This window comes from Paenibacillus sp. sgz302164, from assembly GCF_056120505.1.
The window spans coordinates 82,075-104,281 of record NZ_JBVYOL010000002.1; the positions used below are offsets into that span (position 1 = coordinate 82,075).

Annotated in this window: 18 protein-coding genes; 15 read left to right on the top strand and 3 right to left on the bottom strand. The window is 46.5% G+C overall.

Annotation, left to right across the window (positions count from 1 at the left end):
- Nucleotides 1–98: 98 nt before the first annotated feature.
- Genes AC0LWT_RS03910 through AC0LWT_RS03920 form a run of 3 tightly spaced genes read left to right on the top strand, consistent with a single transcriptional unit; the run spans nt 99 to nt 3,047 of the window.
- On the top strand, nt 99–1,259 hold the full coding sequence (locus AC0LWT_RS03910) for a Gfo/Idh/MocA family protein (RefSeq protein ID WP_474679910.1): 1,161 nt from the start codon (nt 99–101) through the stop codon (nt 1,257–1,259).
- A gap of 36 nt (nt 1,260–1,295) precedes the next feature.
- The gene (locus AC0LWT_RS03915; RefSeq protein ID WP_474679911.1) at nt 1,296–1,925 is read left to right on the top strand and encodes a ThuA domain-containing protein; all 630 of its coding nucleotides are present in this window, start codon (nt 1,296–1,298) and stop codon (nt 1,923–1,925) included.
- Between the two features lie 27 nt (nt 1,926–1,952).
- On the top strand, nt 1,953–3,047 hold the full coding sequence (locus AC0LWT_RS03920; protein WP_474679912.1) for a Gfo/Idh/MocA family protein: 1,095 nt from the start codon (nt 1,953–1,955) through the stop codon (nt 3,045–3,047).
- A 792-nt stretch (nt 3,048–3,839) separates the two neighbouring features.
- On the opposite strand, the gene sspI is transcribed toward AC0LWT_RS03920, so the two are convergent.
- Nucleotides 3,840–4,043 carry a small acid-soluble spore protein SspI gene (gene sspI / locus AC0LWT_RS03925; protein WP_474679913.1) on the bottom strand — a complete coding sequence of 68 codons (204 nt, stop codon included), beginning with the start codon at nt 4,041–4,043 and terminating at the stop codon, nt 3,840–3,842.
- Between the two features lie 147 nt (nt 4,044–4,190).
- On the opposite strand from sspI, the gene AC0LWT_RS03930 reads away from it, so the two are divergent.
- The 6 genes from AC0LWT_RS03930 to AC0LWT_RS03955 all read left to right on the top strand — a co-directional run bounded on the left by AC0LWT_RS03930 (nt 4,191) and on the right by AC0LWT_RS03955 (nt 16,189).
- Complete coding sequence (locus AC0LWT_RS03930) at nt 4,191–4,850, top strand: potassium channel family protein (protein WP_474679914.1); 660 nt, start codon at nt 4,191–4,193, stop codon at nt 4,848–4,850.
- Between the two features lie 5 nt (nt 4,851–4,855).
- Nucleotides 4,856–5,647, top strand: a complete 792-nt coding sequence (locus AC0LWT_RS03935; protein WP_474679915.1) for a TrmH family RNA methyltransferase — start codon at nt 4,856–4,858, stop codon at nt 5,645–5,647.
- A 579-nt stretch (nt 5,648–6,226) separates the two neighbouring features.
- Nucleotides 6,227–6,907 (top strand): hypothetical protein, encoded by a 681-nt coding sequence (locus tag AC0LWT_RS03940; protein ID WP_474679916.1) that lies wholly within the window; start codon nt 6,227–6,229, stop codon nt 6,905–6,907.
- A gap of 54 nt (nt 6,908–6,961) precedes the next feature.
- The gene (locus tag AC0LWT_RS03945; protein WP_474679917.1) at nt 6,962–7,237 is read left to right on the top strand and encodes a hypothetical protein; all 276 of its coding nucleotides are present in this window, start codon (nt 6,962–6,964) and stop codon (nt 7,235–7,237) included.
- Between the two features lie 48 nt (nt 7,238–7,285).
- Nucleotides 7,286–7,558: a hypothetical protein gene (locus AC0LWT_RS03950; protein ID WP_474679918.1), complete on the top strand. Its 273-nt coding sequence runs from the start codon at nt 7,286–7,288 to the stop codon at nt 7,556–7,558.
- A gap of 99 nt (nt 7,559–7,657) precedes the next feature.
- Nucleotides 7,658–16,189, top strand: a complete 8,532-nt coding sequence (locus AC0LWT_RS03955; RefSeq protein WP_474679919.1) for an RHS repeat-associated core domain-containing protein — start codon at nt 7,658–7,660, stop codon at nt 16,187–16,189.
- A 584-nt stretch (nt 16,190–16,773) separates the two neighbouring features.
- On the opposite strand, the gene AC0LWT_RS03960 is transcribed toward AC0LWT_RS03955, so the two are convergent.
- Nucleotides 16,774–17,181, bottom strand: coding sequence for a DinB family protein (locus tag AC0LWT_RS03960; protein WP_474679920.1), 408 nt, complete (start codon nt 17,179–17,181; stop codon nt 16,774–16,776).
- A gap of 100 nt (nt 17,182–17,281) precedes the next feature.
- On the opposite strand from AC0LWT_RS03960, the gene AC0LWT_RS03965 reads away from it, so the two are divergent.
- Complete coding sequence (locus AC0LWT_RS03965; protein ID WP_474679921.1) at nt 17,282–17,464, top strand: hypothetical protein; 183 nt, start codon at nt 17,282–17,284, stop codon at nt 17,462–17,464.
- A gap of 212 nt (nt 17,465–17,676) precedes the next feature.
- Here the strand turns inward: AC0LWT_RS03965 and AC0LWT_RS03970 are convergent, their stop codons facing one another.
- Nucleotides 17,677–18,126, bottom strand: a complete 450-nt coding sequence (locus AC0LWT_RS03970) for a hypothetical protein (protein WP_474679922.1) — start codon at nt 18,124–18,126, stop codon at nt 17,677–17,679.
- Between the two features lie 590 nt (nt 18,127–18,716).
- Between AC0LWT_RS03970 and AC0LWT_RS03975 the strand changes: the two genes are divergently transcribed.
- The 5 genes from AC0LWT_RS03975 (at nt 18,717) to AC0LWT_RS03995 (ending at nt 22,143) form a co-directional block, all read left to right on the top strand.
- Nucleotides 18,717–19,121, top strand: a complete 405-nt coding sequence (locus AC0LWT_RS03975) for a hypothetical protein (RefSeq protein ID WP_474679923.1) — start codon at nt 18,717–18,719, stop codon at nt 19,119–19,121.
- A gap of 22 nt (nt 19,122–19,143) precedes the next feature.
- The gene (locus tag AC0LWT_RS03980) at nt 19,144–19,566 is read left to right on the top strand and encodes an SAM domain-containing protein (protein WP_474679924.1); all 423 of its coding nucleotides are present in this window, start codon (nt 19,144–19,146) and stop codon (nt 19,564–19,566) included.
- 56 nt (nt 19,567–19,622) lie between these two features.
- Nucleotides 19,623–20,000, top strand: coding sequence for a hypothetical protein (locus AC0LWT_RS03985; protein ID WP_474680247.1), 378 nt, complete (start codon nt 19,623–19,625; stop codon nt 19,998–20,000).
- Between the two features lie 182 nt (nt 20,001–20,182).
- Nucleotides 20,183–20,821 (top strand): GntR family transcriptional regulator, encoded by a 639-nt coding sequence (locus AC0LWT_RS03990; protein WP_474679925.1) that lies wholly within the window; start codon nt 20,183–20,185, stop codon nt 20,819–20,821.
- A gap of 68 nt (nt 20,822–20,889) precedes the next feature.
- Nucleotides 20,890–22,143 carry a glycoside hydrolase family protein gene (locus tag AC0LWT_RS03995; RefSeq protein WP_474679926.1) on the top strand — a complete coding sequence of 418 codons (1,254 nt, stop codon included), beginning with the start codon at nt 20,890–20,892 and terminating at the stop codon, nt 22,141–22,143.
- The last annotated feature ends 64 nt before the right edge of the window (nt 22,144–22,207 follow it).

The window sequence follows — 22,207 nt, forward strand, 5'->3', positions numbered from 1 at the left end:
GACATTTCCAGGGGACTATCCGGGGCCGCGGTTCGCCGGTTCAACGGACAGAATTCCGGGACATGCATGAATCCGATACCGAAGAGGAGGAAATGGGAATGAAGTCTTTTAACGTAGGTATGGTCGGTTACAAGTTTATGGGGAAGGCGCACAGTCATGCGTACCGGGATTTACATATGTTTTTCCCGCAAACGGCCGTACCGAAAATGAAGCTCATCTGCGGCCGCGATGAAAACGGTGTCAAAACTGCAGCCGAGCAGTTCGGCTGGGAAGGGCACGTCACCGATTGGCGCGAGCTGGTCACGCATCCGGATATCGACATCGTCGATATCAATGCGCCGAGTGACGCGCACAAGGAAATCGCGCTTGCTGCGGCCAAGGCCGGCAAGCATCTGTTCTGCGAGAAGCCGCTGGCGCTGACCCTTGCGGACGCAAGGGAAATGCTGCAGGCGGCTGAGACGGCCGGGGTGAAGCACATGGTCGGCTTCAACTACAGGTTCGCTCCGGCGGTGCAGCTGGCGAAAAAGCTGGTGGCCGACGGCCGCCTCGGCCAGATTTATCATTTCCGCGCCTGGTTCCTGCAGGACTGGATCGTCGATCCGGACTTCCCGCTCGTCTGGCGCTTGCAGAAGGAAGTCGCCGGTTCCGGCTCGCACGGCGACCTGGGCGCACACCTGATCGATCTGGCGCACTTCCTGATCGGGGAAATGACGGAGGTCATCGGCATGAGCGAGACGTTCATCAAAGAACGCCCGATGCCGGCCTCGATGACAGGTCTCAGCGCGAAGGGCAGCAAGGATGCCCCCCGCGGGCCTGTTACGGTCGACGACGCGACGCTGTTCATGGCGCGTTTTGCCGGCGGCGCTCTCGGCAGCTTCGAAGCGACGCGTTTCGCTCCCGGGCACCGCTGCACGAACGCTTTTGAAATCAACGGCAGCAAGGGCAGCGTGAAGTTCGACTTTGAGCGGATGAACGAGCTGCAGGTTTATTTTACGGACGATGCGGAGGATGTGCAGGGCTTCCGCCGCGTGCTGGCAACCGATCCTTCGCACGCCTACATGGATGCCTGGTGGCCTCCAGGCCATACGATCGGATACGAGCATACGTTCCTTCACGAGGTTGTGGAGCTGATGAACGCGCTGTCGGAAGACCGCCAGCCGGTTCCGAATTTTGTGGATGGCGTGAAATGTCAGGAAGTGCTGGAAGCCGTCGATCAATCGATCGCCGAGCGCCGGTGGGTGCGAATCAGCGAAGTTTAAAACAGATTGGCCAGAAACGAGAGGAGATTGCCGGATATGAGCAAACAAGCGTTAGTCGTATGGGGTGGATGGGACGGCCATCAGCCGGAGGAAGTAGCGGGCATTTTGGGCGGCGTATTGCGCGAAGAAGGCTTCCAGGTCGAAATTTCCGACACGCTGGACAGTTTCAAAGACGCCGAACGGCTGAAAAGCGTCGATCTGATCGTTCCCGTCTGGACGATGGGCAAGATCGAGAAGGAGCAGCTTGCTCCCATGATCGCCGCCGTTCAGGAAGGCGGTACGGGAATTGCCGGCTGCCACGGCGGAATGGGGGATTCGTTCCGCAACGAGGTGGAGTATCAGTACATGGTCGGCGGCCAGTGGGTAGCCCATCCCGGCAACGACGGCGTTACCTATACCGTGCGAATTAAGGACGCAGCGCATCCTTTGACCGAGGGGATCGAAGATTTTGTCGTTGTCTCGGAAAAATATTACATGCATATCGACCCGGCGATTCAGGTGCATGCCGTGACCGATTTCGGCGATGTGGAAATGCCGGTGGTCTGGACGAAAACGTACGGGCAAGGCAAGGTTTACTATTGCTCGCTCGGGCACCAGGCGAACATAGTAAGCATGCCGCAGACACTTGAATTGATGCGCCGCGGGATGCTTTGGGCGGTCAGATAAGCGACAGATCAGGAGGATGGAACTGGAATGAAGAAGATCAAGGTTGGCATCATCGGATGCGGCAATATCAGCGCGATATATATGACCAATATTCCGAAATTCGCTCATTTGGAGCTGGCTGCATGCGCGGATTTGGACCTCGCGCGGGCCAAAGCGAGAGCGGAAGAATTTGCGATCGCCAAAGCGTATTCCGTTAGCGAGATTTTGGCCGATCCGGACATAGACATCGTGATCAATTTGACGATTCCGGCGGCGCACGCGGAAGTGTGCCTGCAAGTGCTGGAAGCGGGCAAGCACGTATATGTGGAAAAGCCCTTGGCGGTAACCCGCGAGGACGGGCAGCGCATTCTGGAGAAGGCGCGCAGCAAAGGGCTGCTTGTCGGCAGCGCGCCGGACACGTTCCTCGGCGGCGGCATTCAGACGTGCCGCAAGCTGATCGAAGACGGCTGGATCGGCACGCCGGTGGCGGCGACAGCCTTCATGATGGCCAGGGGCCACGAGTTCTGGCACCCCGATCCCGAGTTTTATTATCAACTGGGCGGCGGGCCGATGTTCGATATGGGGCCGTATTATTTGACGGCGCTCGTTGCTTTGCTGGGACCGATCCGCCGCGTGACGGGTTCCGCGGGCATCAGTTACCCGGAGCGGACGATTACGAGCCAGAAGAAATACGGCCAAAAAATCCAGGTCGAAGTGCCTACGCACGTAGCCGGCGTGCTTGATTTCCACAGCGGAGCGATTGCCACGCTGGTCACGAGCTTCGATATTTCGGGAGGCACCAAGCTTCCGAATATCGAAATCTACGGCAGCCGCGGCACATTGCGCGTCCCTGATCCGAATACGTTCGGCGGGCCGGTTTATTTGCACAGGCACGGCGGCGACTGGGAGCCGATTCCGCTGACTCACGGCTATACGGACAACTCGCGCGGGCTGGGCGTAGCCGCGATGGCTCATGCGCTGCTGGACGGCGACACCGGGGCGCACCGCGCGAACGGCGAATTGGCGTACCATGTACTGGAAGCGATGCATGGGTTTCATGACGCATCTGCCGAAGGCAAGCACTACATCATGCAAAGCAGCTGTGAAAAGCCTGCACCCCTTCCGGTATTTTCTGGACTATAATAGTTTTACAACACTCCCCTCTCCTTCGTGCGAGGGGGTGTTTTTTTATGCGGAGCGATAGGCGGTGGCGAGGGATAAACCGGTGCCGGAGTAACACTGAATATACATGTATCAGTAGTAGTTATTTTTAAAAGTATTCAGGCTGTTGAACCCCCCCCGCGTTAGTGGCGATAACTACAATCTGCCCGGCTGTACGAAGAAAACCTGCAAAAATACATGAATTTGCGTCCTTGATCGCTGGCCACGAACAATTCCTGCAATTGTGCAGGCTTTTCAGCGCGGACAGGGGCTCAGGTTCACTTTTAGCAAAAATTCCTGCACTTTTGCAGGCTTTTCGCAAAAATAAGCTAATTTCGGAGGAAAAACCTGCACTTTCGCAGGTTTTTCCCTACGACGATGTCTACTGCCCATTTTGTTCAGTTCAGCGACTCACAAGAAGAGACTAACGCCCAGAAAAAGCGGCTGTCCCTCCAATTAGTGCCTCACTGTTTCCCATAGCCCTAACTGAGTGTCACGACTTTCCAGGGCAGCCTGAAAAACAGCAACTGGACAGAGCTAATAAAGAACGTGTCCGACGGTTAGATCAATTAGGCTTAAAGCTCGACAATATCCGGTCTGTGCAGAACGATACCAATTTGTATCATAAACGTTTCCCGTATAAATAAGATGTTCGGACAATGGCATGATGATGGACGATTTTTAGGGTATTAAACAGCGGCAGTTTAGGACTGATTGTCCCGTCCATGGCTGCCGCTTTATGCGCCCGGCCCCGGGGCTCGATTGGCGCGCGGATTATTCCAGATGTTCCTTAAGTGTGTCGATAAGCCCGTTCTGGATGTCTGCGTTGCTGTGCTGCCAAATAATTTCAAAAAGAACGCCCAGCCCCGGAAGCACGCGTTCTTCTCCGCCGATGGATTCCTCAATAATTTCCTGAAGCTCGTCGTTCGATTTATTTTGGACGCGCTGGATGATAGCCTGTCTTAAGGTGATGTTCATGCAAGAACCTCGCTTCCCTTTCGTTATCTTTTCTAATATGCTCAAGTTTGCGCGGCTTCATGCTTTATGCTTTTTTTCGAAAGTGAGATGCCGCCTGATGTATGTTATAATTGAACTTATGTCAAAAGCAGGGAAGGATGGACGCGAATGAAGAAACAGTTCGCCGTTATCGGCATAGGCAGGTTCGGTTCGAGTGTTGCCAAAACTTTGTCGCAGTTCGGATTTGAGGTTCTTGCCATCGATGACCGGGAAGCGGTCGTACAGGAAATTTCACCTCTAGTCACTCATGCGGTTCAAGCCGATTCGACGGACGAGGACGCGCTCCGGGCTCTGGGCATACGCAATTTTGACGTTGTTATCGTAGCGATCGGGGAGGACATCCAGGCCAGCATTTTGACTACGCTCATTTTAAAAGAAATGGGCATTGCTACGATCGTAGTGAAAGCTGTGAACGAACTGCACGGAAAAGTGCTGAAAAAAATCGGCGCGGATAAAGTCATTTTTCCGGAAAGAGATATGGGCCAGCGCGTCGCTCACCACCTGATTTCATCGAATATTTTGGACTATATCGAGCTTTCCGCCGATTACAGCATCGTGGAGGTTCAAGTTTCGCGGCAAATGATTGGCAAAAGCCTGCGGCATCTCGACATTCGCGCCAAATACGGCTGCAACGTCATCGCTATCAAGCAGGGCCAAAACCTGATCATCCCGCCGAGCGCTGAAGAGCCGCTTAAGGAGCATGATATTTTGGTCATCGTAGGGAAAAATACGGATCTTCAAACTTTTGAAGTGACTTTTGCGGAGTAGAGATCATGATACATATTGAAATTATGTCGGTACAAAACCCCCGCGTCAAAGAATGGGCGCAGCTGCTGGATCGCCGCGGCAGGGACAAGCAGGGGAAATATTTGATCGAAGGCTACCACTTGGTGGAGGAAGCGGTTCGGGCGGGAGCACCCGTGCTGAGCGTTATTTACAGCAAGGAAAAAGGTTTGCCCGGCAGCCTGGCGGAAGCGGTACCCGCTCATGTGGAGCGGATAGCGGTGAGCCAGGCTGTGCTGGAAAAATGCTCGGATACGCAGACGCCGCAGGGGGTTTTGGCCGTTGTAGCCAAGCAAGGCCTGACTGCGGAGGAGCTGCTTGCGGCCGGGCCGGATTTGGCGGTCGTCCTGGACGGCGTCCAGGACCCCGGCAATCTCGGCACGATCATACGCAGCGCGGATGCGGTCGGCGCCGGCGCCGTCGTGATCGGCCGCGGCACGGTCGATCTGTACAATCCCAAGGCGATCCGCTCGACGATGGGATCGCTTTATCATCTGCCGATCGTGGAGGCAGATTTGTTGGAGCTGCTGCCGCGCGCGCACGAACGCGGTGTGCGGCTTGTCACCACGAGCCTGCAAGCGCAGCGCTCGTGCTACGAAACGGACCTGCGCCGGCCAACATGGCTGGTCATGGGCAACGAGGCCAAAGGGGTCTCGCCGGAGGTGGCGGCGCTGTCGGATGTGCTGGTCATCATCCCGATGCAGGGCCAGGCCGAGTCGCTCAACGTCGCCATGGCGGCGACGGTGCTACTGTTCGAGGCTTCGCGGCAGCGGCTTGTGTGACCAAACAATAATTCCTGTGTGTGTGAGTTATAACCTAAATTGAGACTGATTATAAGATAGTTTGAGAATGATTATAACATCAAAACGAGACAACCAAATGGCATCAAAACCCTTGTAATACAAGGCTTTTGATGCCATTTGGTTTATATATGAAGATGATGCGGAAGCGACGCCGAAATCCAAAGCGGACGCGGAGTTGCTGGAAGCATTCGTCCAAGCATTCAGGACGGCTGACGTGAGATCGATGTTCCGCTGTTATCGTGACCTGTCCAATAACGGCTTTAGGATCGAATGCGTATGGTTCATGAACCGCGCGCCTAATGTGCTGACGGTGACTTTGCCGGTCACCATACATCTGACTTAAGAACTTGAACCAAATATAGGACTGACTGTGAGTTGGTTTGACATACTTTTCCTTTTTTTGAATATATAATTATCGTTACGAGCAGCGGTACGATGTCTTGCCCTTAAGTTAACATAACTTTTGACTGCTGCATCATTTATAGGGGGGTGACCCGAAAAAAGGCTGCACCAAGCCAGTTGGTATTTATTCTACACTCCCACGGGGAGATCATCATCATGGTGGCGATGGGAGCGGATCGGGAAGAAGCGCTGTTGAGTGCCTTGCAGTCGAAAAGCTGGACGACCTTCCGCGATACCGCATTTGCCGCTTGGAAGGCCAAGCACGCCAGACTCCAGCCGAGCGCATCGGTTGTGGATGGATTTGGAGGGCAAGGATACTTTGACGCTTCGAAGCTTCGAAGCCTGGAACGAGAGGAACTGATTCGCCAAACGCTGTATTGGATCATCGGCGTGCAATTCGATCCCACGCCTTCGGAAGTCGGACAGATTGTGGAGAAGCTCGTCCGCATAGAGCAGGCGCAATTACCCGACATGTTCCGGCACCTCTCGAATGACGAATGGGAGACGGCAGGCAGTGATTTCCTCGCGTTTCTCCAACTGATTAAAAAAAGGAGTGAGGTTTTTATGGCGTTAGTATTTAATAATGCAAATGTTGAACATGGGAAGTCTTACACTTTCACGTTCAACCAGAAGGTTTCTGATGTAACCGTGGGAATTCAGGGCTATTCTGTGAGATATCCTAGTAGTGACAACCATGTCCGGAAAATCAATGTCAACGCAGAAATTGCAAGTATATCTGGACAACAGGTGACAGTAACCGCAACCTGTGTAATGCATGACGATTCCAATAACTATGCCTATGGAAGTGTTGATATCACATGTATAGCAGTTGTATGATACCTCCTGCATGTTTCTCGTTGATGTATAAAATCAGAAAAGGAGTGGAGTGAAATGGCTTTTAAGAGTCTGAGTCAAACAGTAGGACATGGTAAGACACATACCTTTACGTTTCCATCAAAGGTGGCAAGTGCTAGTACATTAGTGCAAGGATATACGATGGAATATTCTAATAGTGACAACCATGTCAGAGAACAGAAAGTCAAAGCATCAATTATTTCCGTATCGGGAAATAATGTATCGGTATCTGCTACATGTGAGATGTATGATGATTCCAACAATCGTGCACCTGGAAATGTTGATATTTTATGCCTGGCTGAGCTTGAATAAACTAGGACGGCCTAACCTGCTATAACTCAAGAAGTAAAGGAGTGGAATATGATGGCGATAGTATTTGTAAGTCAGGCTGTAAGCAACGGAGATTCCGCCACATTTATATTTCAACAAGAATTGTTAAGCGCAACGGCGTTTGTACAAGGGTATCAACTTTCATATCCTAGGAGCGACAACCACTTAAAAAAGGCAACTGTCAAATGTGAAACTACTGTTAAAGGTAAACAAGTAACAGTAAAGGCAATATGTCAGGGAAATGATAGCAGCGGCAACAATGCAACCGGTACTATTAATATAACGTGTGTCGTAGAGATGTAATTAATAAATAAGGTACACAGCGAATAATAATAGGGTTTCATATGTAATCAGCATATGGAGCCCTATAATATCGTATCCAAGCTAAGTGGGAGGCTTGACATGGGAGAAAAAAATAACACCATGAATCAAATTCAGATACCTGAAATACGAACATTCCAATTTGACAGCAAATCGGTCGGCGATATAAAAAACAGTGTCAACCTTTTTCGTGGAGATGTCAATTTCAGTGAGAATATCGTCAGCTTGAGCGGCAGAAACGGATTGGATGTCAATGTGACCGCTATTTATCTTAGCAATGTCCAATCACAGATAAACAAAACAAATGAACAAGCCCCTACCGGAATAATGGGGTTGGGCTGGGAGATGCCATATGACAGGATTTACAGGGAAAACAGCAATGCCTATGAGACTCCTGACATCAATTACACGCTGGAAACGGGCGGAAATGCTCTGGCGTTGGTCAGGACAACAGTAGAAATATCTTTGTTTGATTTGCCTTCTACTTCAAAATTACTTCTGGCAGAGGGAAAAATATCACATGAACTAGCCGGTCTATTTCATAAAAACGGGATACGTATAGGTACTAATGCCAAGGTATGTTATCGGCAGGCACATGAAAATTGGCTTGTAACCGACTATGCGAATGAGACGCAGTATAAAATCCTACCGAAGGATGAGAGGTTGCTGGTATACGATGGAGGACTGGGGTATGAAACGGTAGACTATCAATTCTGGAAAATATCCTACTATCCCGACTTTGAACGCTGGGTTGTAATAAAAGAGAATGGAATCACCTATTCCTTTGGCGGAGGGGTGTGCATAGACAATAATGGCAATAAGACCTGTGGACAGAACCAGATACAATGGGGGGTGCGCTGGGGCAACTGGATAGGAAGCAGCAGTCTTACAGATGGCCAGGAACAGTATCCCAGAGTATGGAATATGCATACTGCATCAAGCCTTTGGGGTGATACCATTCAGTATGAGTACGAAACTGTAGAGCAAAAGGTTGGAAGCGAAAGTGGCAGGGTATATACAAAGGCGTGCTACTTGAAAAGTATAACTGACGTATTTGGGAGGAAGGTCATTTACTTTTATAGAGACAAGGAAATCACGGAGTATGCTGATCCTCATAAGGAAGTACCGGATAACAGTCCCAATCCCTATCAGGATTGCTATGAGACCAAGTATCTTGACAGCATCCAGGTTCATGGCGTAAACGGGCATCGTCTTTTCTCGGTGCAATTTGATTTCAGCATCAAAAATGTATCGGATGACAGCAGCAACCCTCACTTCAATAAGCGCTATTTGACAAATATGGTGAGAAAAAACCCTGATGGAAATTCACTGCCGGGCATCCTATTTGAGTATATCTGGACGAATGACCCCAATCAGCATAGAGGGGGCGTCAGGAAAATCACATATCCCGATGGAGGAAGTGTTACATACACATACGAAAAAAATGTACTGAAGCTGTGTGACAGGAGCATGCAGATTGATAACCCATGGCCGGGCAAAGGTTCTCCAAGAATATGGTATGGCAGCGATTATGCTGTAGTGATATGGTACAGTGAGGACAACAGCATCATGCGTTTGACGGTATATTCCTGGGTAGGGAAATGGTATGGATGGTCATGGGCTGTTAATGGCAGTGGAGATATTCAAGAAAACATAGATATTGAAAGCTTGAATGTGCAAACGGGAGATGATTTTTTTGCATTGCTGTATAAAACGGAAGGCACTTCGTTTCCACTGAACAAGGTCTTTGTATTTCACAAAAACGAATGGTGCCAAGGACAGTGGCATCTGCCTTATGAAGCGAATTTTAATTACAATAAATGGCTTCCGCAGTCTGTTGCGGGAGACAGCTTCGTTATTGTATATAACGCGTCAGAGAATGCCCCGGATAACAAAATGACAAGACTGAGTTGGGATATGTTGCAAAAAGAATGGATAGAGGAAGATTTGGGAGCATGCCCCAATCCTAATCGCAGTGATGTTTCTTTGACCGCAGGAAACGGGTATTACATTGTTATGGACTGCCCCCGAAATGATTCGCAAAACAATAGAATGCAAATGTTCTACCGGGATGGTAAAGGCGAGTGGCATAATGGTCCACAGTACTCTCCCACCCAGATAAAACTGGCCAGAAATTCATCGGGCAGTCCTTTTTACCAGTGGGCAGCAGGGCAGTCCATGGCAGCGTTTGCATATATAAGCTATTATTATACCACCGGTTGTGAATATAACCTGTTGATATTCCAATGGGACGAAGGATTCACAACGATCCGGCAGCAGACGCAAGCACAGAAATTTTATATGTACACCTCCATACTGCCTTGGATTTCGACGGGGATTATCGAGGACAGTCTTGTTGCCAGTGGCCCGTTCCTATACCGCTATAATGGGGCTGAGTGGAAAGGGAAAAGCATGGATCAGGGCTCTTCGGACAGCAAAATGGTATTTAATTGGTATGGCTATGCCGAGGATTTGATTTTGTCTTCAAGAGTGGATCAAGCCTACCATACCGATCCGGTAGCTAAGTACCATTTGTACCAGCCTGCATCAGGCACCGGTTCATATGATATGCCCGGCGATATGCCGTGGCATGACAAATATAAATATAAGCTGCAATACTACCCCACAGCTGGTGCAGATTATGTGACTTTCGATAAGGAAATTTTTTATCGCGGTACAAACTGGGTTAAGCCGGACGGTAATAATCCCATACAGAATCCTGTTTATATCATGCCCAATATAGTGGATACCCGGGCGGTAATCAATTGTGCCCCTGAGATTATAATAGCCCTGAACTGTAACGATGAGGGTAATCCCATAAGCACTACGGCTTATTACTTGTCGGATGGCAAGGTAAGCAGAAGTGAGAATATCTATATCAACCGGAATGGCAGTATGAAAGATGCCGTGTATTACCAGATTGTCGGGAAAATAGCCGAAAGCATACAAACAGGTATTGAAGTAAATTTAAATGGCAAAGCACCTTCAAGGGGTGGAATGCTTGCGCTATATGCCAAAGGTGAAAAGTTTGAAGAAGCCGGCAGCATACAGCTTAATAAATATATTAGTAGCCATATAGCAGGATGTATCGAGGATTACCCGATAACTTCCATTGCGATCAATGACGGATATAACACTGATTATACAAGCTACCAGTATAATTTCCAGAGTGCTTTGGCAGACCCCTCATGTACGGTTGCAAAATACTATGAGGTAAAAGCTTTATACGGAAGCGGAACCGGCAAATATGGATATACGGTCTACAATTATTTCAATGGAATTATGCCTGATGTGAACACCCATGCATATCCATCCACTTTGGAAGGAAATGACGAGCAGAATTATTACAGCTTGTTAGATGGCATGCTATACAAGAAAAAGTCATACAACAATGAAGATAAGTGTGTGGAAGCTGTCACCACTTCGTGGAGGGCATATACAACAAGGTCGGATGGACAGAATCTATATAAATTGGTTAACGGGTATGTCAGGATGCGTGGTGAAACGGCTATAACGGATGGGGTAGAGAACACTGCGGTATACCAGCAAAACCTTGTAAACGGTCAGGATTCACTTGTGCAAACAAGCAATTATAATGTAAATGGGCAAGAGGAAATCATCAGCACAGAAAACAAATACCTTTTTGAAGGATATGAAATTGCGACAGGTTTAAACTATCTTACTCCTGTGATCCAGGAGAAAAGCATGGTAGATGGAATTATAATCGGTGTGAAAGTGGAAACGTGGAAATTATGGGAACAGGATACAGGCGAAGAAATCCTTCAGATTCCTGCATCATGGAAACAGTATATGCTGAGTACATATACCGACACACCCGATTTCCCATTCCAAAGTGAAAGCATACCTACCCAATGGGTGCAGGTAGCTGAGACGGTAAAACGGACCAGTAAAGGCTTGCTTTGCGAAATGATTGATATTGACGGCATAAAACAGGTTGCAAAGTATGATGAGAAACAAATGCTGGCAATTGCAGGTTTTGTAAATGCAAATGCAGATGAGGTGCTGTTCGGCAGCTTCGAAGAATATGAGAATACGCATGATTGGCAGTTTGATGCCAATGCCCGATTGGTGATAGGTGAGGGCCACTGTGGCAAAAACAGTGTAGAAATAAGGCCGGGAGCAGCTTTAGATGGTCTCAAGACCAAGCTGGAGATAGCTAGGTGCAGCAATGCTTACCTTGTGAGCTTTTGGATAAAGACACCGGATGGCTTTGATGGCGACACAGGAGAAGCGGGCTGCCATGTCATACTGAAAAAAGATCAGCAGGAGATATCAAGACAGATATCGGTCATACCACCTACAAGTATGGAGTGGAGCTATATAAGCAGCAGGATTGCTGTTCCACAAACGGAGGAGGGGGGAAGACTTGAGATTGAAATCTACTTTGATAACAACAAAACAACCCAAAGTTACCTCTTGGATGATATAAGGTTTTCACCTTTCCTGTGCACGTACAACGGTATGGTGTATGATCCGGATTATTGCCTTACACTTGCCCAGTTGGGTTCAAACAGAGAAGTAATTCGCTATATATTTGATGAATATCAAAGGACGATAGGCATACAAGGGCCTGATGATAATATGGCGAAGGTTTCCAGTACAGCTTATTCAAGGCAAAGAAACCATTCATTTGATCCCTTGTATCCCAATAGCACCTTGGAAGTTCAGGCACGTTTGGGCGGTAGGTACATTGATTTCTACAGCTATCCTGACTGGCAGCAGTTTTTTGAAACTGATGTCCCTGGGCAGTTTGAAATAAATGAAGGTACACTTTGCTATCTCGGACATGAAAGCATAAGTCTTGATATGATAAGGCCAGACTATCAGAATAACTATTGTGTCTGTATTAGTATGGAAGGATTGTCACAAAAGGAAAGCATACAGATGGACAAAGATTGTATAGCACAAATGAACAGCGGTGGAATGCCGCCAAAGCTGATGGAGAAATTTGCTTCACTGGCAGCTAAAATCAGCATACATCCTGTGATCATGGACAGAAAATGGCAGATACAATTATCCGACCGTCCCGTCCTATGCATAGACTATGATGGAAAAGAATTTATCATCACCAGAGAAGCACCTATCATTACGGATGTAGGGGTACGTATAGGCGATAGTATGCAGGTATTATGGAATGCTGCCTCAGGACAGTGGGAGCTGTACGACTATTCTGTATCAAGCTCTGCTGTTATGACAAAGCTGCAGCCGGAAATGAAAATAACGAACTGGCTCGTCATTGTGTCTCAAAATACCTTATTGTTTTATGGAGACGGCATCCATATATTTGGGTATAACGCGCAGCAGCAAATATCCGGAAGGTTTGGCCTTTTGCTGTCCCAACCTGTTGCGCTGAGCAATATCATGGCTGTAAAAGAGCCAATTACAGGTTTAGTATATACAGACGGATCAGGCAAGACAAGGCAAACCCAACAGCTAATAGATGGAAAATCTCTAGTATCGGGAGTCGTTTATGATGATATAGGGCAGGAGGCATGTACGACAAAAGAAGCACAGCTGGCACCGGAAGAGGCAATACCCGTATTAGCCTATCGCAAAGACTTTGCTGTCATGAACTGGGAAAATGGCACAATGGGAGGAGAAGTAGGCCTTTATTACAGCCCGGGTGGTGATGGCTACTCTGACGATGAAGGCTATCCATTTTCACGAAAAGTCTATGAGGCATCACCCTTGGGACGTGAAATTGCTGTAGGAAAGCCGGGCAGCACCTATGCAGTCAACCTGGCGAGCAATCATTACAAGACCATCACCTATCAGGCAAATACAGGGCAGGAACCGCTCCAATTGCCGGTTGGACAGTATCTTGTCCAGACAACAAAGGATGAAAATGGCAGGGTACAAATGCGTATAACAGATAAGCGCGGAACCCAAATTGCCGAGATTAAAAACGCGCAGCAGGCCGATAATGCCATAAGCACCTATGAAGAGCATTATTCCTACACAGCAGAGTTTTCTGGAGTTACAAGAACAATTTTGCCGCCTAACTGGTATCGTTCACCACAAGACGAGAGCAGCAAAACTGTCATGAAAATCCAAAACAAGTATAACCTGCTGGGTCAACTGGTAGAAAAAAGGATGCCGGATGCCGGTTCTGAGCCTGGAAACGGTATGTATAATTATGTATACACCACTTCCGGAAAGCTGCGATTTATGCAAAACCCGGAGGGCTATGCAGCAGCCAGGCCGTATATTTTATACTGGCTGTATGATACGATAGGCCGTGTTCTCGCTGTAGGAGTTTCATATTATAATGGCAGCCTTGATACACTTTGGCAGTATGCTGATGAAACGGGATGGCTTCCCCCAGATACGGAATACCTGCATTTCAAGCAATACGTATATGACAGCAATCCCGGCTGTCCCGATGGAAATCCAAATCCGGATCAAATAGGTAGGATGACCGAAGTGACTGTATATGAACAGGAAAGTAATGGTGAGATCATGTCAGTGGAAGAATTCATGTATGATATAAACGGCAATGTGACCGACTATTCCATATACGCTCCTTCCTTTGGCAATGAGAAGTATTTGACAAAATACCAATACGATAACCTTGGAGATGCAGTCGAAATACGGTATCCCGCAGGGGATATCAACATCTGCTACAGCTATGACAATATAGGCAGGTTGTGTGCGATAGGAACAGAAGAGCAACCGAATTGCCATGCTGAACTTGCCTATTCCGCTTATCAAATGCTCGGCTCTGAAACCATACACGGAGTTGGGGATATGAAAATTCAGAGGAATTACAGCTACAATTCTCCAGGGTGGATAACCGGTACGGAGGACAGGTATTTTAGGGAAAGAATCTATTATAGTGAAAATGGATACAATGGTGCGGCATACTACAATGGAAGGATTGCCTCAGTAGAAAGCCGGTATTTGATGCTCGATACCGAAGGATTATTTCCGCCATCCTATGAATACCGTTATGCCTATGATGGATTAGGGAGGCTGGGAACAGCACAAAACACAGCCGACGATGAATGGAGTATAGGGACTGTAACTCCTACAACTTATGATGCCAATAACAACATTCTGGCAATAAATGATGGAGTGACAGAGAATACTGAATATATATACCAGGCCGGAAGCAACAAAGTGATCGAAATGATTGGCAGTAACAGTGGGCGCTGTGAATATAATCTTGACGGAGCCATAGCAAGAGTACCGGGCAGATTTGAACAGCTAACGTATAACAAATTCAACAGTCAAGTGACCCGTATAACTGACGCCGATGGGGATACAGTTTCTTTTGGATATGCCGGAAGAGAACAGAGGGTATTGAAAACCACATCTACATGTAAAAAACTTTACATCCACGGCTTGAACAACTATCCATTGGTTGAATTGACCAAATTTGGGGACGGCAGCACAACAGTGACCAGTCATATATATGGTCCGAGAGGGCTTATTAAGCAGTACAAGGATGCGCGGGAGCTTTTATTTATTAATGACCATCAAGCTTCGGTAAGGGCTGTCGCAGATGGCTTATCCGGACAGGTACTGGCCGCCTATGCATATAGTCCTTTTGGGGGTATGATGTGTACTCCATATGGGGAAGGCAGTATTTCGGATTACCTGTATACGGGACAGGAGCTGGACAATCAAACAGGGCTTTACAACTACCGATCTAGGATGTATGACCCTTCAATTGGACGTTTCTATTCAATGGATTCTGCCGGGCAGTATTTCAGTCCCTATATATATGCAGGAAATGACCCCATATCTCTGGTTGATCCTGACGGACAAATGGCTTTTGCTACAATTGTTGCTATAACTGCGGCTACAGGGGCGGCATTAGGGGCTGTCGGAGGCGGAATATATGCAGGTGTAAGTGGACATTCAGGAGGGCAGATAGCCAAAGATATCTTTGCGGGACTTGGAATTGGTTTCCTTGCAGGGCTGCTGGCAGGCACAGGTGTGGGGGCTTATGCCGCTACAGCAGGTGCAGTTGCGTCTACCACTGTTACATCTATGCTGACAGGTTCGGTTATTGCTGCTGGTGTAAACGCGGGAACCTCTCTGATTAAGGCAGGTGTTAGCGGTGATTGGTCTGTGACGGATATATTTGCGTCAATAGGAATTGGCGCTGTGTCAGGTGCAGTAGCATGGGGGGTCGGATCTGGTGTAAGCAGCAAGCTGACTTCAACAGCAGCATCCAGAGTTGGACAAATGTCCTCGAAACAGCTTTATGTCCTGGGCAGCGGTATAGGCGCCGTATCTGATGGGGTAGGAACTGTAGTGGGGCAAACTGTGGCAAATTTGATGGATATGGCACAGGGAAACGATGTAAATTGGGGTAAAAGCCTTGGTATAGCGGGAGGAGTAGGCGGTTTCTTTGGGGGTATAAACGGCGCAGCGGGAGCAAGGTTCATGTCCACCAAGCAAACCAGCATAACAACAAGGGTTTTCTTACCTGATGATACCATATATTACACTTTTGAAGGGAGCGGCTTTTTGCAATTTACAACCAGCTATGAGAACTTTGCCGAAAAATATGGGACAGCAATATCTAGAGCTATAGGATTTTTTGCTGGCTCTACACAAAACGGAGTGTCTGAAGCCACCTGATGATTATGCTGAGCCGTAAAAAATAGAAAAAATTTTTCACCGCCTAATTGAAGAGCTAGGAAGCAGAGGGGCTGTTTCCTAGCTCTTTATGTTATACGTCCGGCATTCCAACCGGGGATGAGCATTATTCTGTAATATTGTGTTCCTTATAGGATTTGCCATTGTCTACATACAGTTGGGTGTAAGCGTCAAATAAATTCCTGTTCTCAATCGGCGATTTTCTATGACTGGGGGCATTACACATGGTTTTTTTTAATTGAAAAACGTGATCAAGGCTTAAAGACAATGTTTTTTTGATTGTTTGTCTGAGCTTATCTTATAAAAATATAAGGTTTGTCCAATCGTATGTTATAAACAGTCTCAGGCAATCTTATAAAAACAGCCCTAAACGTGTTGGTTTTGTCTCAAATGATCTTATAACTCACACCAGCCCACGTCCCCAAATAACTGTCCAGGAATACTGCTGAATACATGTAAATGTGCGATTTTACGACGGTTAAGCAATTAAAAGCATGTTAAAGACGGAGAAAACCGCCCATCAAAAGGACGGTTAATTAAACTATCATTCTCAATATCTGAAAGAATCAGATTACTGATAAAATTTGATTTTTGTGATGAATGTCATGTTCGATAAATTCGTGGATGATGTAGAGCAAGGAGTAGGGCGTGTTTGTATGTGGGCAATATTCTACGCCGTTTGCGGGCACATGTTTAGTAGCGATATCTGGCTCAGTTAGCAGTATGTCAACCAACTGACGACGGGTTTGCTTAAATTCGTCAAGCATACTTATTTTGGAAATTCCCGAACGGGCATATTCATAAGCTTTTTTGTTAAACGAATCGAAATTTGGAAAGAACATTCCTTCGCCATTTTTAATTGCTGGGATAATCGTATAGATGAGGTAATTATCCCAATTTTTAAGATGTGAAACAATTTCCGCTACTGATGCTTTTCCTTCAGCAATTGGAATTAACCAAATGTTTTCGTCCAAATCACGTGGCATAGAGAAGTAAAGTGATGGATGATTATGTATCGGGTGAAAACGTGTCTTCTCGGAAGTGAGTAGTATTTATGAAAAGGAAAGGCCTAGCGTGAAAGGGAATTCAATGAAAAAAGTAAATGAAAAGCTTATAGAAGAACTCTGTCGTTATGAAGATGACTTTCCAGAGGGGGTGTTTGCAGTTCCACCTTCATCGGATGCCCCAAAAGTAAAGGTTCGGGCTTTGATTGTGGTTCTGAAGAAAACAGTATTGAGTACTATTTTTAAAACGTGATTTCAGCTTTTCAATTTCTGAGATCGAAAGAAGATTTTACCTTACCATATCAATTGTTTCATTTTCCATTCCCAGTCCTATCCAGAAGTCTATCTCGTCTTTGGATTCGCATATGCAACTTTGCTGTCATTTGGGACCCCTCAAAAGAATTTTTTTCAGAGCAGAAGTTTTGTATCGTGTAATCGGCGGTTGTGTGTGCGTAAAAATAAAGTTCAGATACGAGCAATAACTTGCCGTAGCTTACCTTCGAGCATCTGCTCCAGTTCAAGTAATTGCTCATTTTTTAGAGCATTTTCGGGATTTTCTACGCTCAAAATAAGCCGCGAGAATCCTGCTGGCCTATCATAGATAAGGTCGTGCAAGGAAATATTTGAGAAGCAGCATGGAAGTTGTGCATGTAAATCCTCGAATGAAGTTTTCCAAGCGGTATCCATCGCATCGTGCCACCATTCCAGATCAACGATCGTCTCGCAATTTGGACACGTAATTTTAATAAAGTTTTCTCCTTGATCAACGAATTGGGTCTTTTCCGATTTCTCAACAGATACAACCGCAGTTGCGAAAATGGATTCGAGGAAGGTTCGAGCCTGATCAATTTTTAAATTCTCGGGCATAAAGTTTATATCTTCGGGTATCAATTTAACTATGGTATCAGACAACATCTATCTCTCCCTCCAACAAATTCCTCTGAATAAAGAAGTTCCACAATAATTTTTGTATTCCTGCAAAATCGTTTTCTCTGGTTTTGTCCCAATCAAATTGTGGTAGTATAGAATTGTTAGGCAGATTGATCTTGGTTTTTATAGATGCATAGTAAAGACCTAATTTTGAGTGTGATTTTTCCTACGACGGTGATGACATCGCCAATACTGGCATCTATATGATTCATCCTGAATTCGAAGATGAACATGGCAAAATCATTTTGGATCGTGAACTGCCGATTGCTTCGAAAGATACGGCGAGGAATGCGTTGGAGTTAGGGATATAACTGCAAAGCCGCCCTTTATTGGGCTATACAGTGAGCCGCGATGTAAGATCGTATTTGAATCCGAAGAGGAGTTTAGTATCTTCAGGAATAAGATTCATGATTTTGGATGGACAACTCTGGATTTGAGTTAATGGTAAGGTGCTAGAGTAGAAGATGATATGAGGGTTCAAGAATAATGGATTTGCTTGTGATGAAGAAATGGCGTACGAATTAACGAGGATAACCTTACATTAAGCTTAGAAATAAGGTTGGAAGAGGGAGATCATGACTGACTTCGTTTTTAATATGGATTACGAAAACCGAGATCTCATTTTAGACATTCCTGGAGAGTGGGAGAATAAACGAGGTTCGGGAAGCATTCGTCGTTTTGATTACGTGAATGTCGATGTTTTGAGGAAGTTAATTGGACAAAAATATATAGATCCGGAAGATCGCGAAAATAGTTCGCCGAGTGTCGCTCAGATTTATGAGTTTATGATCAAGCACCCTCAAGTCTTAGTACAGGGATATGCGGTAAGCCCTCATCGCAAGGATTATCGAGTAACGATTACGACTCTTTTTGCGCTGGAGGAGAAAGTCAATCCGAAAATAAGGAACGAATTTAAGATGTTCTCTGCAAACGCGGATGAATTGATTACGGATACATACTTGTATGCCTGGTGGGACTGAAGATAGGCAGGAGGTGGAGTCTATGAAACAAGTACAAATACCCAAGCTAGAAGAGCTTGAAGAAATATCACAAAGGAATGGATTTTGCACAAGGTTAGATGCCGATCTACAAAAGGAATTTGAAGTATTTAACTTGGATACAGAAAGCGGATTCATATGCTTAATGACTGCCGAACTTGACCTTTTTAGTATTGATATCATGAAGCCGAACGATAGAAAGCTCCTGGAAACATTAGCGGGAATACTTGAGCTATACGGGCTGCCAGCAGCAAATCTAACGGAAGATATCGTTTGTTGTGTGGAAAAGAAAGAAGAATTAAATCGGGATTATGAAGCTTACTGGGTTCAGTATTTTTTGAATGAAGAAGATCCAAATGTGATGTATGTCAGATACAGGGCGTTTGTAGATGAATCATGTGCTGAAATAAACAGTATGCGATGTTGAGGGGAAATAAAAAGGCTCGAAGTAGCCAAATGCACGGAGAAAGGTAGGTGTTAATCATGTGTCGATATGCAATGTATGGTCCTTATAAAGATATCTACGCATGCTTTCAATGCAGAAAAGCATTTAAGCAAATATCTGATCGTGAACTAAGTAAACGTGATGTGCAGAATAGAGCATATAAATGCCCACAATGTAGCGGAACTATGAACGACATGGGACATGATTTCAAGGCACCCAAACAGAATGATGTGAAGCAGTGGATGAAAGTAGAGATTCTATATAATAGCGGATTTACCTATCATTCATGTGGCTGTGGAGGTCCGGGATATAGACCTGCAAAATTATCAGAAGTAGAGCAATTCCTTGAGAATAATAAAACATTTAAGTCTGAAGGAGAAGTATTGCTCAAGATGCTAACAGTAAAGGCTTATTAGACTACATCATCACACGCGAGCGAAGCAATCCATTCAGAATCGAACTACAAACATTTCCTAATCCTTTCTGACATTATAATAACGCTTGCAATTTTACGGGGATAATGATACTGTATAACCATCAAATATTCGTACACCGTATACGAAAGAAAGTGGTCGAAAAGGAAGGAGGGGTATTATAATTGAGTGCTATAAAAATCGAGTATGAAGATTTGGACCAATTGACTTATAAGACATTAAAAAAGTTGATTCTTGACGGTCAATTGAAACAGGGAGAAAAGATCATTCAAGACAATCTTGCCGATCAATTGGGTGTAAGCAGAACACCGCTTCGCAAGGCGATTGCTCAACTTACCCAGGAGTGTCTGATCGAAACCAACGGAAGAGGGACGTACGTTAAGCAATACACCACTGAAGAAATGATTGCGGCTTTTGAAATCCGTGCCGTACTCGAAGGTTTGGCAAGTCGGCTATGCGTAAGATATATGACCGATGAAGATATTCAAGCATTGGAAAACCTTTTTAAGGAAGCCATGGCTAAAATAACGGATGAAGACTGGTCCGCCTATCGTGAAGCCGATCGGGAGTTTCATAACCGGATTTCCAAGCAGGCCAACAGTGTCATGTTATCAAACATGCTCAATCAGTTTCAAGTCTTGAGCATTACCTATTTAAAAGGATTAATGCGCCCTCCTTATGAAACAATCAGCGATCATATGGATATCATTCAAGCGATAAAAAACCGGTCAGAGGATGAGGCTGAACGGGCAGCTGTCGCGCATATTCGTAAATCCATAGAAGCAGTGAAAAATAATAAGTGACCATTCCATTTCTTTTTTTTGTAATTCTTCGTATACGGTGCACGGGATACTAAAAGGGAGTGAGTTGAATGAGTAAAACAGTGTTAAGCATCCAAGGCGAGCATTTTAAGATCAATGGGCAGAAGATATATTCCGAAATTGCCGGAAGCCGTCCTGAAGCGCACGGGCTATTGATGAACGCCCGATTCATTCAGGGCATCTTCGACGATAAAGCCGATCGGAGCCGATACAACCGGTTCGGGAGAGAATTCAACCCCGAGCGGAATACGGACGACTTAATTTCCGCATTGCCGCAATGGTATGCATACGGACTGCGTGCGTTTACCGTTGGCTTTCAAGGTGGAGGGTCCTGCTTTACAATCAACAACAACACGGTTGACAACAATCCGTTCGGTCCGGACGGGAGCGAGCTCGATCCAGCTTATGCCGCGCGTATGGATCGCTTGATTCGTGCAGCGGACGAGCTGGGAATGGTCGTAATCGTCAGCTATTTTTATCCTGGCCAGGTTTTCCAACTCAAGGACGCCCGCGCGGTGCTTAACGCAGTACGCGTTGCCTCGAAATTCCTGAAGGACGGTGGATATACCAACGTCATAATCGAAGTGTGCAATGAGCATGACATCGCAAAGCCGCATCCGTTGATTTATACGCCGGAAGGCATGGTGGCACTCATGGAGATCGCACGGAAGGAATCCGGCGGCTTACCGGTCGGTTGCAGCGGTACAGGGGGCTTCATCGATGAAGGGGTATGCAAGGAGAGCGACGTTATCCTTATTCACGGCAACCACTTAACCAGACAGAGTTATTACAACAGTATTCGGCAGGTACAGAAGTGGGCACCGGGGAAACCGGTCGTCTGCAACGAAGATTCGCAGGCCATTGGCAATATGGGCGTTGCTTACCGTACAGGTACCTCGTGGGGTTACTATAACAATATGACTAAGCAGGAGCCGCCTTGCGATTGGGGGATCACTCGTGGAGAAGACCAATTCTTCGCGTACCGGATGGCTGAGGGTATCGGCATCAAAGTGCCGGAGATACCGGAAGAAGATCGATTTTACCTGCAAGGTCTGGAGCCGGAGATGGAATTTGAAGGACAACGTTGGATTCGCCTCGCCAGCTTGTATCCAGAGGCCATTGACTATGTGGATTTCTATTGCAATGGTGAACTCGTATACACCAACTACGTGGAACCGTTTACCGTCAACTTCGACTCTAATTGGAGGCAGCTAGCTTGGCATGTGCGTCCCGGCGATCGGGAGTGGAAGGCAGTCGTACATTTGAAAAACGGTGAGGTTTTGGAGCGTAGAGCGAGTTTATAAATGAGCCGGCCATCGCCGGTTAAACATCTGAAATCGTTATCAGATCGTTTTGAAAGCGATTTCG